The sequence below is a fragment of the Leptospira ryugenii genome (genome assembly GCF_003114855.1).
In the GTDB taxonomy this organism is placed as follows: Bacteria; Spirochaetota; Leptospiria; order Leptospirales; family Leptospiraceae; genus Leptospira_A; species Leptospira_A ryugenii.
In genome coordinates this window covers 52468-67611 of record NZ_BFBB01000010.1, presented here as the reverse complement: position 1 = coordinate 67611, position 15144 = coordinate 52468, and the positions used below count along the sequence as shown (strand labels likewise).

Genomic DNA, 15144 nt, shown 5'->3' with positions numbered 1-15144 from the left:
GTCGCAGTCTATGTCATTGTGGCGTATCCCCGTCCAAGTAAAGGGATCGGTTTTGTTTGCCATACCAAGATCCCTAGCATACACATTATAATATACATTCCCCTCAACCTCTCTGCCTTGCGGACGCAGTGTTCGGTTCAGAAATTCTCGGATTCCAGTTTCGTTTCTGCCAAAGATATAGCTTATCAGTTCTGTAGAAAAACCACCTTGCGGTGTTCCATAATTATTGTCTGAATACCAACGGACATGACCGAGTTTATCCCTCCAAAACTCAAAGCTGCCAGAATTTACCTCAGCAATCATACTACCAATATCAAATGTATAGGCTGAAGTCGTCTTTGAGGAAGCATCCAAGGTGTTTTGGTAAGTGTATGTTAAATTTCTATGTTTAATAAAGTTTGAATCAGCAAGAGAGGATTCCCCTTTTAGAAAAGTATTCAAAGCATCGGAAAGGTCTGTGAGATAAAACTCTGTCGTAGTCACAGGCGCATTCAACTTTGCTCGGATGTCGTTTATGAATTTTTGTAATTTTTCACCTGATTTGTTCAAACCACCATTGTTGGCTGTTCGGTAGGCACAGTCTTGGCTCCGAGTGCAGGCCTCTGCCAGTTGGCCTTCAAAGTCTGTGAGCATGGAGGAGATGGCACCTTCCACAACCTTTTTGTATTTATTGATCTCCTGGAGATTGTCATTGAAGATCGCCTCTTGCGCATCCAATTGGGATAGGACGTCTTGGTACTTACCTTCGATCTCATTTTGGGCTGTCATAAACTCATACTGGCCTTGGTAGTATTGTTCTGACATCATTTGCTCCCACTGGGACCTGGCATTGTTGATGGAATTGAGGAGTACGTTCTGGTCTTGGGCGAGGGCATTTTGTGAGTTCAGTTCACTTTGGGAAATGAGTCGGCTTAGGTAACTTTCATTGAGTCTCCCTGTTTGCAGGCGGCTAACAAACTCATTGTAATTTTCTAAAAAATCTAAATTGGCCTGGTCCTCCCATGTTCCCATAGCCTCTAACTTCTGTGAGCTGAGCTCTCGTGCCACATAGTCTTTGTAGGCATCTACATCGTTAAAGCTATCCGAGATGGTGATCGAGTCCACATAGGTAAAGATTGCATTGTCGGCCGCTGCTTCCCAATTGGCTCGCAAGATGCCCTTGTAGTGCTCCACTTGGGCAGACCAAGAAGCTAACGACTGGGAAAAGTAAGCTTGCCCATAGACATCGGCCATCTGCAAACTCTCGTAATCTGGAAGGGAAAGTGTGGGGATGGTGGCCTGGGAAAGGAGGGACTGGAGACCAATCAGGAGGACTAAGATCGGAGACAATAGGTATAATTTCTTATTTTCATGCTTTTCTTGGGTTTGTTCCGATACTTTTTGCGACATAATCTTTTTCCCTTATTGCGGCCTACGATTGGGGCAAAAATAGAAAGCAAAGTGATGTTAGGCTAGTTTTTTTCTTTGGATCAAACAAAAATTAGCAGTTGGAGTGTGTTTGTCAGTATAACGCCTACATAAGGAAATAAATATTTAAAGTTCCCATCTATAAATGAGTCTTGAGTAATCTACCCTTTCTTTTTTAGGAAAATCCTTCTCTCATTTACGTATCTTTTTACTTTCAAGACACTCTCCCATAGAAAATTTTCGAGTGAATCCTCGTACTGCCTTTCCCAAGTTCCTTTGAGAAAATGGGCAGCAGAGATCATCAAAAAGTAGATCGTAAGGGATGCCCAGATGTGCATAAAACTCATAACAGTTGTATCTAAAAAGATTAAAAACAGCACGTAAGTCAGGCAGAAAAAATAGTTGGTATATACTGCCTTTCCAAGGCGAAAATGAAAAAGGAGAAAACAGATAGGAAGAGAGAGGAGCATTCCGATTTGGAATGGCAAACTAAAAGGACCTAAAAATATGTATTGTAGTAGAAAAAAAGTAAAGTAATACGGAAGCACATAGACAAGCATTAGGTGTAAAAAACGAAGTTTCCTCTCCTCAATCAGACTCACAAATAAAAAAAAGAAAATGGGGTAAAGGATAAAGAGTATCGCGATAGATACGTTATTCGTTCCCTCGTTTGCATCCTCTACTTCTATATGGTAGCCTTCTGGTAATGCTGTGGACTTTACAAACATGATCACTTCATTCCGAAGCCGTGTTGAATTGCCCTCTAACTTAACAGCAAAGCTTAGGACTCTACTTCTATTTTTATGATAGTATTTTAAGGGAATCTTGTCTTGTTTTGTCTCGACCAATTCTGAAATTGGAACGAACTTATTTCTAATATTTTTAATTCGAATATTATTAAATTCATTCTTTGAGTTTCTGTATTTTTCCGAATAGCGAACTCTGATATCAATTTCCTTTTCTCTATCGATGAACTTGGTTGCCACACCCCCTTGGAGGGCAAGGCGTAACTCATCTCCAAAGAGTGGAAGTGTCATACTAGAAATCATAAATGATTCTTGTTTGGGGAGAAGTTCCAACTCCTCTCTGGATTGTTTATATCTTAGGACAGCTTCATTGACACCATCGAGATTCTTTACTGCCTCCGTGATTTTTTGAGTAAGCTCTTCTAGCTCTTTCTGGTCATAACCGACCAAATCAAATACAATTTCTTGGAAATAGGCAGAATCAGTATCTGATAAAAAAAATAGAAAGGCATCGTCGGTTGACCCCACTCCAGACTTCAGATCCTGGAGAAATTGCCTATCGGGGAAGATGCCATCTTGCAATGTGATCAATAACAGTGAATGGGCAGGGTCTATTTTACTTACAACTTGTTTCACACCCGAAAAGGCTAAAAGTTTTTTTTCTACATCGAGAGTGACTTTACTTGTGTGGTCAAAGGATGTGCCGGAAGGAAATTCTAAAATCGCAACTGTTTCTCTTTCATCAGATTGGATGTTGTCATAGAAATCATGGTGTAGAACCGTATACACACTCAAAGTCGACAGAAAGAGAACACTGACTGGGAATAGCAGTTTATGGCTCAGAATGGAAGTTTTTGTTTTTGTAAAGATTTGTTTTCCTTTTGCGAGAATCAATCCCGAGAGATACATCCATTTTTCCTTCCCATAAGGAGTTTCTGGAATCGGTATCTGGATCTTTGATGTTACATTTGCAAAAAGAATCGGAAAATAAAAATCCAATAAGATAAAACCAAACAAGAGAGGAAAGGCAAGATTTGCAAAGAAAAGAAAAACAGTATATGGAAAGAGGAAAGTGAAAAGCAAACAAAGAAATATACCAAGGACTAGATTGCGAAAAGCGGTCCTTTCCTGAAACTTCAATTGATGATCTCGGAAACTGACTTCTCGGATGCGCAATAAGAACCAAAGGATTGAAGCAAGTAACAAACCATAGATGCCTGATAGGGAAACTGGTTCTTTTAGGATTCGGTAAATGAACGCAAAACAGAGTAAAATACTTACGAAAGAAAATAGAAAGGTTACAAAAAATAAGGGAAGCGACTTGTTTCTAAAAAAATAAACAAATAGAAGAAAGTAAGAGATAAGAGTAAGTCTTACCAAAGAAAATATGGTTTCCCGAATGATTAAAGATTCATCTTGGTTGTATTCAACGAGGATCTTTGCTTGATTTTTGGATTGTAAGACAAGGCGAACCTGATTTGCAATGAACGTGGCATCACTGTTGTCATTTTTATAGATAAAGGCAGAGACTTTTTCTTTGGCATTCAACCTCGCCCCTATGTGATCATCTCTCGGAGCATAGCTGACAGTCGCAAGATCTTTAAGGTATATCGGTCTACCTTTCTCATCCACTTTCAAGGGGATGTCTTTGATCCTGACCATTTGGCTTAATTTCTCTCGGACTTGGAGAGCCAAGGAATCATTGATTTCTATTATTTTGCCTAGAGAATCATTTTGATTGATATCCTGGAATTTATTGACAATGTCTCTTAAACTGAGAGAATACGCCTCCATCTGCTTTGCATCACAAGAAATTAAAATTTCACGTATCTTCCCTCCGGCAACGATGACTTGGCTCACACCATCTATGGATTCCAAACTTTTTTTGAATGATTTTTCTACGATCTCTCTCAATTCATCTTCATTCACATTTTCTTTTGAAAAGGATACCACCATCAAAGGTGAATTCGAGGGGTCATATCGATACACTTGCGGTTTATGCACCTCTCTAGGAAACAGCGAAAGAATTGTATCTATTTTTTCACGGAACTCCAAGGATTTAAATTTTAAGTCTACACCTTCCTCTAACTGAACCTGAATGAGTGAGGTGCCATCTTCCGAAACAGATGTCATTTTTCTCACTCCACCGACCTGTGCAATTACGCGTTCGATGGGAGTGGTGATATCGTCTTCTATCTTAGATGCATCAAAACCTTGCGCTTCCGTTCGAATCGCAATCCCGGGATATACTTTCTTTGCGATACGCACAAAGGAGAGATCACGAAACGAAAGCATGCCGAATAGAATTAAAAATGAGCCTGCCATAAAAGAAAGGATGGGCCTACTGTTTGCAAATTCTAAGGACAGCCGGAACAATTTAGTTCACTTTCCTTCTTTCCAAAATATAAAACAAGATGGGGATAACAAAAAGCGATAGTAAAACGGAAGTGAGTAAGCCAAATACAACGACAATTCCCAAAGGGGCTTGGAATTCGGATCCTTTGCTCAATGCCAAAACGATTGGCAACATCCCAAGGATGGTTGTTGAATTATTCATCAGGATCGGCCTAAGGACAGTTTTAGTTGCCTGATAGAGTGCTTTCTCTGGATCTTTTAACTCATCTAAAAAGAGATGAAAATACTCATAATACAAAGATGCATTGTCCACGACCACCCCCATAAGCAAGATAAATCCCATAAAGGAACTTATGTTTAAACTCTTTCCGCTGATGATCAATGCAGGAAAGGTTCCTATAAAAATTAGTGGGATGGTTGACAACATGACAAAGGAAATGCGATATGATTCAAATTGTCCGGAAAGTAACATAAAAATTAGCAAAATTGCTAACAAAAAAGCAGCGAATACTTCCTGTAAAGATTCATCTAATTTTTCCTTCTCTCCACTTGGTCGTATTTGAATATTGGAGTTTCTTTTGAAATTTTTAATGATTGTATCAATTTCTCGCTTTATGTTCCGAAAACTTTCATCGATTCCAATATTGATTTCATTCACCCTTTGGTTTCCGATTCGGTAGATATCGGCTTCGGTATCTTTAATCTTAAAATTCACAAACTGATCAAGATACACATTTTCACCGTTTGGTGCGAGGATGGTTAGTTGTTTGATTTTGTCGATTGAGTCAGAGGATTGTTTTTTCATACTCAGGCGAATGGGCAAACCAACTCCACCTGACTGAATTTCTGAACTGACAAGGCCTTTGAGTGCAATTTTTACATAAGTGGAAACATTGGCGTTTGTAAAACCATACTTTGCCATTTTGATTTGGTCGTAGTTTATTTGGTATTCTTTGGTTTTGTTTTCAGTCCCTAGTTTGATAGATGTAATTCCTTGGTTTGTTTGGAGACGAAGCTTCAATGACTTCCCTACTTCCTGGAGCTCTTGCAAGTCATCGCCTAAGATATGGTATTCAACTTCCTCTCGTTTGCCAGATAAAAGTTCACCTAAAATATTGTCTTTTGATTCAAATGAGATATCCACTCCCTCTCGTTTTGGGAACTGCTCTCTTAAACTTTTGATCAATGATTCACTGGTAACATTTCCTTCATCGCCAAGAAGAATGGTTAGCTCAGCACGATTGGGTTCCGTATTCGCGTTCGGATTGAGACGAAGAGCCTCCTCCTCCCCTCCCACCTTCGAGATCACGGAACGAATGTTTTTGTTACCTTTGATCGTATCTTCCATGTATTGGACATATTGAGATATTGTGTCCAGGCTTGATCCTTGCGGAAGAGTGACCTTGACTGAGATCTCTCCGGTATCGATCTTTGGCATATATTCTTTTTCGATAAAGGGCACAAGAGAAACACTGAAAGCAAAAAGTGCAAAGAGAAAGAAAAAGAATGTAAACCGTGCATCCATCACTTGCCCTAACATTTTATGATATAGGGAAACCAATGCCTCTTCATTGTAGAGATAGAAAAAGGGATTTCTACTCGAACCTTCTTTTCGAAAACGATATAGAAAACTTGCTGTTAAAGGAATAAAGGTAATGGCAATCAGTAGACTAAAGGATAGAGTAATGACAATGGAAAGGGCCATTTCCCGAAAAATCATTCCAAGAGTGCTTTTGATGAAACCAATTGGTAAGAACACGATGATGGTTGTCGCCGTGGCAGAAAAAATGGATGAGAATACTTCTAAGGTGCCCGTGTAGATGGCATCTTCTAACTTTTTGAATCTGGGAAGGTTCCTTTCAATGGCACTTAAAACTACGTTACTTGAATCAAATAACATACCGATTCCCAAAGCCAAGCCGCCAAGACTCATCATATTGAAACCGATTCCCAGATAGCGAAAGACTAAAAAGCTAGGGAGAAGAGTTACTGGTATGGCGCATAAAAGGATGGTCGGACTTTGATAGTTTTTCAAAATAATCAGGAGGGCAATATAGGCGAGAATGGCTCCTAAAATTAGGTTCATATAGAGTCCATTCAATGATTCTTTTATAAAGATAGATTCATCATAGCTAGTGACTCCCTGAATCTCTCCTCCAAAGGCCTCATTCACTTGATCTAAAACTACTGAAACATCCTTCGCAAGTTTCACAGTGTTTTTACCAGGTTCTCTATATAAGCTTAAAATGACTGCTTCTTCACCATTAAATTTTGCAAAACCTTTTCTATCTTTATATTGTTCGATGATATTTGAAAAATCTGCTAATCTAGTATTTGCACCGTTTTCATCTCCTCTAATGATTAAATTTCCTAGTTCAAGACTGGATGTAAACTCACCTAACATTCGTACAGGTAGCTCTTTATTACCAAATGGCAATTGACCAGCAGGATAATTTTTATTATTGACACTGATTAAATATCTCAAATCTGCAGGTTGGATTTTATACGCCGACATCCTATTCGGATCAATCTCGACAAGAATCTCTTTCTCAAATCCACCTGAGATTTCCACGAGTGCAACACCATCGATTCTTTCAAAATAGAGCTTTACCGATTCTCGTAAAAAACTCCGTAACTTTTTCTGGTCTCCTAGTCCCTTCGGAGAAAATACAATCTCCATAAAGGCTCGTTTGGAAGGATCAAATTTTGAGATCAAAGGTTTTGATGCATCGGTAGGCAATAGATCTCGAATCAAATCAAGTTTTTCTCTCACTTCCAATAGGGCGTAACTCATTTCAGTCCCAGTCTTAAATCGAAGATTCACAAAAGAGAATCCTTCTCGTGAAATCGATTCTACTTTCTCGACTCCTTGGATCGTTCCAGTCATCTGAGCGATTGGTTTTGAAATAATGTTTTCTACTTCTTCTGGAGAGGAATTGGCGAATGCTGTGACAATTGTAAGTTGTGGGAAATCAATGTTTGGAAGCAAACTTAAAGGTATATCTCTAATGGATATAGCCCCAAAAAGACAAAAACCAGCGTACACCATAAAGCTTGCTGTCTTTCGTCTTAAGATAAGTTTACATAAGGAAGAAATCATTGAAATTTTGGCATGACAGACAATCCATCATACAATCGATTGATGGGGCTTAAGATCAAAATTTCATCGGCACTTAAGCCTTCCTCCACAAATACTCTATCATCCTTCTTTTCACCTAACTTGATAGTCTTTTTGAAAGATTTTTTGTCCTTCATGACAAAGACACTCCCCTCTTTATCATCTACAGAAACCAATGAGGTAAGCGGAATTAAAATTGCAGTTTTGTTCTCGCCTATTTGTATCTCTGCTCTCACAAACATACCAGGCTTTAATTCCGATGATCGTCCGAGTAATTCTACTTTTACATCTGCGGTATGTGTTTTTTGGTCAACCAAAGGGCTTATTTTTTTTACCACTCCTTTGAATTGTCGATTTGGGATGGAATCTACTGATACAATTGCATTCTGTCCTTTTTTGATTTTCCCTAAATCGCCTTCGTTAACGGCAAAGTCTACATAGACCCCGTCATTCGAAATCACTGTCATAACAGGTGGACTTCCGCCGCTACCTGCATTGATCAGTTCGCCAGTTGTCTTATTTATTTTTGCAACGAGACCATCGAGAGGAGAGTAAAGAACTGCTTCTTTGATGAGCATCTCCGTCGATTGCAAATTTACCTCACTTGCGCGCAAATTGGTGGCAGCAACTTCCATTTCAGACTTTTCAATTCTCGTGTTGATCGTTTTCAATAAATCTATCTTTTCTTTTTTTGCGGTCGGCACAGAATAACCAGCAGCAACAATATCTTCATCTCGAATGCCGACTAAAATCATCTCTAAGTCGCGTTTGGCATTGCTAGAACTCAATTCACGTGAAGAAAGTTCTAATCTTAGATTTTCGATCTCTTCATCGGAGATAGCTTTTTCAGTCCAAAGTATCTCTTTCTTCCGAACGATTTCCGCAAATCGTGATTGTTCGGCTAAGGCTTTCTGATACAAACCGATGCGTTTGTCAGCTTCACCTAGCTTGATCTCTACATTTCTCCTTGCGATCTCATATTTATCCTTTGATAGTTGGTAGAGAGCTTTTGCTGAGTCAAGCGAGGCTTTTTGTTTTGCTAAATCCAATTCAAACGTCATACTGTCTAGTTTTGCTAACTTTTGGCCTTTTTTGATAGCATCTCCTTCTTTCACATAAATCTGCTCTAATCTTCCACTCACTTTTGTAAACACATCAACGCGTTCTATGGGTTCAAGCACCGCAGAAAAACTCATCGTAGGGGTAATTGTTTCTTCTGAGATATTTAAAGTCTGGACACTGACAACTCCGCTTTCCGTCTGTGCTTCAGCCTCTTTTTTTATCTCAGTAAATTTCTTATATTGTTCAGAGAAGGAGAGAAATTTTGAATAAAACATCCGATTTAGAAGCGGTAGTTTCCCTCTCAACTCTGCCCAAGTTAAGTTACTGTATAGAATGGTCAAACCCAGATAGATCAGCGAACTAATGACTATTTTTGAGAAGAATGGAATCTTACTTAAGAAGCCAAGTCTCTCTTTCAACATGCTAAATTCCTACTGCAATCCCGAAAATCGTATACATCACAAACAAGAACGGTAATAACCATGAAATCATAGCTCTTCGTCTATGTTGGCCAAAACATTCTTCGGATGCATTGATAAATACCTTTGTTGAAAAGTATGTGCCGATGATGAACATTAAAATCCAGATTGCCACAAGGAAAGCAAATAGGACGACACCTACCTCTTGATTAAATGGGAATATTGTATTGAAAATAAAGACAACAAACAAACAAGAAAGAAGAATTGACAATCCGTGCAAACATAAGCCTATGTGTGCCCGAAAACTCCTCTTATCATCCTCGAGTAACCTAACAAGTGCATAGCTAAGAAGGCCTACAAAAATCAGAACTATGACCAAGGAAGCCAAGATGTATAAAACATTCCAAGGATAGCTGTTTATGAACAAACTAAATGAACTATTGCCTTTTGCTTCGAAGTCTGCTCTTAAATTTTCATTCATTTTGGAAAAATAAGGATACCCAAGGACAAAGATAGAAACGTACATGATGACATACATTGTGTAGGTGTATATGAATAATCCTAAGCCACCCAAAAAGATATCTCGGCTACTTCTCTCTTTGCTATATACGTCTTCGTAATCAGGAACAAATAATTTCTTGATTTGGTTTCTATGGTAATTAAATGTGAAATACTTTTTCATAACCTACCTTACTTCTTTTTTCCTTTTATTTTTTCTTCTTCCCACAATTCAATTTTCCGGGTATGGTATTTGACTCTCTCTTCAATCCCCGCTTTTTCATAAATCTTTTTTAGTTCCTTGTGGGCTAAGAGAACTTTGTCTGATTCATTGATGACCCTGCCATAATATAAAATTGTCTGCGGTAACTGGCCAAGTTCCTCATGTAACTTTGCGGCGATGATTAGCAAATCAAGATTGCTACTATCTTTTTTCAACGCCTCTCCTACTTCTTTGAGGAGGACAGAACGATCCTTTCTGTAAGCATAATCTGCCTTTACTTTGAGTAAGTAAGCTTGGTAGCCGTAAGTATCATCCTCTATAAGTTCCGACAGGTCCTTACTTGCCTTTTCAAAATTACCTTTATAAAAATCAATTTTTGCTAAATACAAAGGCACATCTTCAAAGCTTGTATCTTCCGAAATTATCTTTTGGAAGTGCTTTTTGGCGCCATCTAGGTTTCCTTTCGCAAACTCTACCTTTCCGAGTCCATACTCTTTTTTCAGCGCCTCGGTATCACCTTGGCAAGATAAGATACATAGGAACGCAAATACGAAACATACTCTCATTTTATTTCATACTCTGTTCAAAAGTCTGAGCTAAGGAAAAGGCCACTTTACGCATCAATGCAGATTCACTTAATATTTTTTCATCGAAGGAAGAATTGAGCATGCCGATCATGTTCCCTTCCGCATCGTAGATATGCAAAAATATATAGTTATAGTCTTTTTTATCTAATACTCGTTCGTTTGACTGAATGGAGACAATTCCCTGAACAAAGTAGTCCACAGATTCATTGCCTATAACAGTTCGAATTTCATTTTTATCTAATAACCTTTCATTATGATTGGATGAGATAGTCGCTTCACCAGCGACTTTTCTAAGGCTTGGAGGGAGAGAGGATTTTTCCGAACTCAGATCAACTTGTGGATCCAGTAATTTGTAGGGAATCGGTAGAAGTGAGTATCCTTTTTGCATCATTTCATAGGAAAATAAATCCCGAAAGTCTTTTGCGATTGATCTTGGGGTTTTGTAATCTCGGTTCTGGATCGACCCAATCATCATGCGTTTCTGAGGAGCCTTGGAAACTTTGGCACCACGGACATGAAAATCGGCCTCTCGGCATTGCAAAAGCAAAAAAAAGATCGATAGAAAGGAAATATATTTTTTCATTTAGCCTCCATACTAAAGTTAAATGTAGAAGGAAAGGACACATTGTTCACATCTTTGGCAGTAGTATCTACGGAAATCATATAATAAGGATAACCTGCAGGTGCTGTATTTGACTGCAATAGATTGAAATCTCCGCCAGTTCCTGCATTCCCAAATGCAGTGGTCCCGTTACATGAGGATTCTAATTCAGCAAACACTAGATCAACGACTCGACAACCGAAAGGAAATACTGCCTGGCAATCTGACCATGTCCAAGTTGATAACTGGACAACGGTGCTAGGGGGTGATAAGCGCCTCAATCGTATCGCATTGATGGTGCTGTTCAAATCCATATAATTTGAAAAGATAAGCCGAAAATTATCTGTGTTCACATCTGCACAATTACCTCCTCCAGTATCCCCTGCTCGGAACTGATAAGAAGACGGTCCCAATATGGACAAGGAATTGTCCCAAAAGCAAGTCCCTGCCAGCCAGTTTCCACCTGTTGCACTTCCAGTTCCAGGTAGAGTCGTCGCACAGCCTTGAGAGGCTACTCCAACTGCCTGCACAGTGGGTGCGTTGTTGACAGGACCTCCTGCTGTAAAACTGTAAATCGACGAACCATCCACGAATATGCGATCTGTGGAAACAGCACCCGTACCAATGGTTATCGTATAGCGAGTGCCATAATTCAAACGAGCATCCGGGACAAAGGTTAAAACTTGGTTATTTGCTGACCAGGTATAGGTGCCTGTCAGAGAAGGAGAAAATATAACATTGGATTGGGTCTGAATCCGATTCATACTCCGAGAAAAGGTAATCGTAAATGTATTGGTATTTGGATTTCCCATACAACCATTGTTAACGGATGTAGTCACTAAATCAGCAGTCACGCCGACCCCATTCAAACAATTGGCAAGTGTATCTGCGCTGATCACTAAGCTGGAAACAACAGGAACAAGATTTCCAGTCCCTACAAAAAAACTGCCAGAGGCTGGTATCTGAAGTTTGACCCCTTGGGTATCCTGGGCCTGTGTTGAAATATTAAAGGAAATTCTTGCGTTAAATAAGAAAGGCGCATCAGGTAAAACTACAAGTGTTGTATCGGAAGCCCATGTAAAACTTGCTGAAAATGAAGGAGAAAATGCAATTGCGGTTGCAGTGGCTGCCCTATCCATGGGACGAGAGAAGTTAAAAGTGATAGCATTTGTATTTGGTGAGCCCATACAAACATTCGTTAATGCTTTGCTGAGTATATTTTCTTGGGTGGAGCCCCCATTGTTGCAATCGTTGACAGATCCGGTCGCAATCAAAACGCTCGAAATCTCAGGGAATGATCCAGCAACCGTTGTCTCTCCTATTGTAAAAGAAGCTGAATACACTTCCTTCAAATCATTGCCTTCTTTGGATTCACAATTTTTGGTTAAGGTATAGGTATAGGTTCCATAGTTCCATTGAGTGCTGGGTGTAAACACCAAACTATAATCATTTAACTCATAAAACCCCTGTGTTGCCGGACTAATAGAAAAACTTTGCACACAAGTATTGATGCTCATAGGTCTATCAAAGAGTATGGAAATTTTTTGCGTTCTAGGCAATCCCTTGTCCCCCATTCCAGGTATGGCAGATAGCACCTTTGGGGAGTTGTCATTTGGCAAAAAGGTTAACATCTTTTCGGCATCTGAATTGATGTTCTTACAACTCAGATGAATGACAAATACGCAAATAAAATAATGGAATATACGCTTCATTCTTAGTTTATTCCTCTAAAAAAAAGTCATAATCACTTTTCTTTCTCTCAGGTTTGAGTTTTTTTTCTGACTTGCTTTCTACTGGTTGGTTCTCTTGTCGAAAGCTTGACTCGAACTGTAGTAGTTCGAATAAAATAGAATTTCCTCTATCTTTCTGAATCTCATAGAATTTAACTTCCGAGATAGGTTGCGCCGTGGCAAAACTATACTCCATACCTGATTCTAGATATAAAGCAAGTGAGGTGGTAAGTTCATCGATGGTTTTTATGAGTTCAAATTCAGCACTTAATAAATCGATCTCCTTCACAAATCCATTTGTGAATTTGGATTGAACAGACTTCCAAGTCATCAATCAGACTAGAAATTTGGAATTTATCACAGAAAGAGTCTTCCAAGACTCTTTTAACTTCTCTTTGGCTTTAAATGCTTCTGCCTGCACAGTTACTTCTAAAAGTTGGTTGGAGCGTACTGCATCAGAGAGAGCAATTTTACCTTCATAGATTTTCCGAGAGTAGCTTAGATCCTCAAACAAGTTTAAGGTATTGCTATTAAAAGCATTCTCCCCTCTTCCCACAAATTGGGGCCCAAAGCCAGGAATTCTTTGAATCCCCGTTCCGTCCGTTTGGATACCATAGTTTGTGCTAGTCTGGTTAGTAGAGCTTCCGAGCTGTGTCTGCACGGTAAAACTAAAGCCGTAAACATCATTCTTTACAGGCAAGGCTCCATTAATGTTCTGTCCATAGTAGCCACCCACAAACAGTTTTGGTTTCCAATAATTTTCTGTGATTTCTTTCCTTGTTTTCAAATTCTCAATCGCAAGTTTAGATTTTTTGACTTCAGGCTTTTGATCTAATGCCAAGGATTCTTCGTCTCCGCTTAGATTCGGGGGTAATAAAACATAGTCTCGAATCAGTGAGTCTTTTAATCTAATTGGAACCTCAAGAGGAAGGTTCATCTGTTTCTTTAATTCAATTTCATTTTGCGAATGTTGTGATTTTGCTTTGATCAAATTCAGCTCTAGCTCATGCAATTTATTAGAAATTTCTAATTCTTGGAGTTCTGTTAAGAATCCTTCTCTTCTCTCTGCTTTTGCGTCATTAAGCTGCTTTAAAGTCCTGAGATATGATTTTTCTGCGACAAAGAATTTTACTTCACTTGCAAGTAAACGTAGATATGCCTTTCGAACATCTAGAAGGAGTCTTTCTTTCGCGATCTTCCAGTCTTCTCCATTGAGCATTTCTTGGAGCTTTGCTGATTCAATTTCTAAAGCATTTTCTCCACCATCATACAAAAGCTGATTAAGTTGAACTCGTATATCATTGTATTGGCTATCCGGTTGATTTACGTTCGCATTTTTTAGACCAAAGTAGCTAATTCCCACACGAGGCAAATAGTTTCTCCACTTCTCTGTAGCGATCATTTTAAAAACTTCGCGACGGTCTTTTAAACTAGCAAGAATCACACTATTTGTAAGACCAATCCCTTCTGCCTCTTCCATATTGATCACCAGAGGTTCACTGCCTGCGATTGTGCTATTCGGATGGATTTCGAATGCTTTCAAAAAAATCCCCATCCCTATGAAGAATGTATAAAGAATTGGTTTTTTCATGTGATACAAAAGCAAATGTTAAATTCCAATATTCGCATTCTCGTTAGTTTATTTTCGACTAGCACCGAATCGATATTCAACGATGTGCATGAAAAATCTGTATTTTTTGGAAATTTTTTGGTAGGTAGATTAATCCACATATTGAGTTCTCCGAATTCCAGAATTATTTCTTATTATAATCAAAAGGATTATACAAATCGTCCGAATTCATGAAACTGAACCATTTTATAGAAAAAAGCTACAATCCTCTGATTTAGTAGAAAGATTTTTTGCGAAAGATCATATATTATGCCAAATTTTTTATCATTTAATAATCAAAAGACTTCTATGTTCGATAGAGAATCCGAGGTAAGTCCATTTGAAAAAATTGATTTTTAAAAGATATAGTGAAATCCATTACGACTGTTTGTCGGAGTTAACAATGGTGATTCTGAATTAGTGCACAAGGATGAGTTTACAATTTGGAAAAGCCGTTTTTGAACTAAGCCAGGAAAGGAGCTGAGGTTAACGCAAACTAAATCTCCTCTCCCAGCCTAGGTCATTTCCAATCTTCACCAGAAGATTTCCACCAAAACTAGCTCATTAGGGTTTTTTAGGCACCTCTTTTTTCCTTAAAATATAACAGGCATAATATTAGTACATATATTTTTCAATCTCCCAAGACTCCGTCCCCTACCCTATTCAAGTTTTGAATTTCTATAATTCTTTTTTGTATTTCTTCCTCTGGATTTACCCCATCCAATATGACTGAGATTAGGAGATCCGAAAGAATTCCCTTTAATATTATTTCATCCAACACACATACAA

General features: G+C 38.7%; 10 protein-coding genes. All 10 read right to left on the bottom strand.

All coding sequences use genetic code 11. From position 1 onward, the window contains the following. Positions 1 to 1389, bottom strand: a 1389-nt coding sequence (locus DI060_RS18550; RefSeq protein ID WP_135355106.1) for a TIGR04388 family protein, incomplete at its 3' end; no start/stop codon positions are given. Positions 1390 to 1568: 179 nt separating this feature from the next. Further along, complete coding sequence (locus DI060_RS18545) at positions 1569 to 4529, bottom strand: efflux RND transporter permease subunit (RefSeq protein ID WP_108978504.1); 2961 nt, start codon at positions 4527 to 4529, stop codon at positions 1569 to 1571. Between the two features lies 1 nt (position 4530). Then, positions 4531 to 7608, bottom strand: a complete 3078-nt coding sequence (locus DI060_RS18540; RefSeq protein ID WP_108978503.1) for an efflux RND transporter permease subunit — start codon at positions 7606 to 7608, stop codon at positions 4531 to 4533. Further along, the gene (locus DI060_RS18535; protein ID WP_108978502.1) at positions 7605 to 9110 is read right to left on the bottom strand and encodes an efflux RND transporter periplasmic adaptor subunit; all 1506 of its coding nucleotides are present in this window, start codon (positions 9108 to 9110) and stop codon (positions 7605 to 7607) included. Before DI060_RS18535 ends, DI060_RS18540 begins: the two co-directional genes overlap by 4 nt. Position 9111: 1 nt before the next feature. Further along, positions 9112 to 9789: a hypothetical protein gene (locus tag DI060_RS18530; protein WP_108978501.1), complete on the bottom strand. Its 678-nt coding sequence runs from the start codon at positions 9787 to 9789 to the stop codon at positions 9112 to 9114. Positions 9790 to 9797: 8 nt separating this feature from the next. Continuing rightward, positions 9798 to 10394 carry a tetratricopeptide repeat protein gene (locus DI060_RS18525; RefSeq protein ID WP_108978500.1) on the bottom strand — a complete coding sequence of 199 codons (597 nt, stop codon included), beginning with the start codon at positions 10392 to 10394 and terminating at the stop codon, positions 9798 to 9800. Position 10395: 1 nt separating this feature from the next. Beyond that, the gene (locus DI060_RS18520; protein ID WP_108978499.1) at positions 10396 to 10998 is read right to left on the bottom strand and encodes a lipoprotein; all 603 of its coding nucleotides are present in this window, start codon (positions 10996 to 10998) and stop codon (positions 10396 to 10398) included. Continuing rightward, on the bottom strand, positions 10995 to 12728 hold the full coding sequence (locus DI060_RS18515) for an Ig-like domain-containing domain (protein ID WP_108978498.1): 1734 nt from the start codon (positions 12726 to 12728) through the stop codon (positions 10995 to 10997). The genes DI060_RS18520 and DI060_RS18515 overlap by 4 nt, the downstream gene beginning before the upstream one ends. Before the next feature lie 7 nt (positions 12729 to 12735). Then, positions 12736 to 13077 (bottom strand): hypothetical protein, encoded by a 342-nt coding sequence (locus DI060_RS18510; RefSeq protein WP_108978497.1) that lies wholly within the window; start codon positions 13075 to 13077, stop codon positions 12736 to 12738. Positions 13078 to 13080: 3 nt separating this feature from the next. Then, complete coding sequence (locus tag DI060_RS18505) at positions 13081 to 14289, bottom strand: TolC family protein (protein WP_167837050.1); 1209 nt, start codon at positions 14287 to 14289, stop codon at positions 13081 to 13083. Positions 14290 to 15144: the final 855 nt, after the last annotated feature.

Excerpts from the sequence above, each read along its gene's own strand:
- DI060_RS18540 (WP_108978503.1), bottom strand. The coding sequence starts at position 7,608 with ATGATTTCTTCCTTATGTAAACTTATCTTAAGACGAAAGACAGCAAGC.
- DI060_RS18535 (WP_108978502.1), bottom strand. The coding sequence starts at position 9,110 with ATGTTGAAAGAGAGACTTGGCTTCTTAAGTAAGATTCCATTCTTCTCA.
- DI060_RS18530 (WP_108978501.1), bottom strand. The coding sequence starts at position 9,789 with ATGAAAAAGTATTTCACATTTAATTACCATAGAAACCAAATCAAGAAA.
- DI060_RS18525 (WP_108978500.1), bottom strand. The coding sequence starts at position 10,394 with ATGAGAGTATGTTTCGTATTTGCGTTCCTATGTATCTTATCTTGCCAA.
- DI060_RS18520 (WP_108978499.1), bottom strand. The coding sequence starts at position 10,998 with ATGAAAAAATATATTTCCTTTCTATCGATCTTTTTTTTGCTTTTGCAA.
- DI060_RS18515 (WP_108978498.1), bottom strand. The coding sequence starts at position 12,728 with ATGAAGCGTATATTCCATTATTTTATTTGCGTATTTGTCATTCATCTG.
- DI060_RS18510 (WP_108978497.1), bottom strand. The coding sequence starts at position 13,077 with ATGACTTGGAAGTCTGTTCAATCCAAATTCACAAATGGATTTGTGAAG.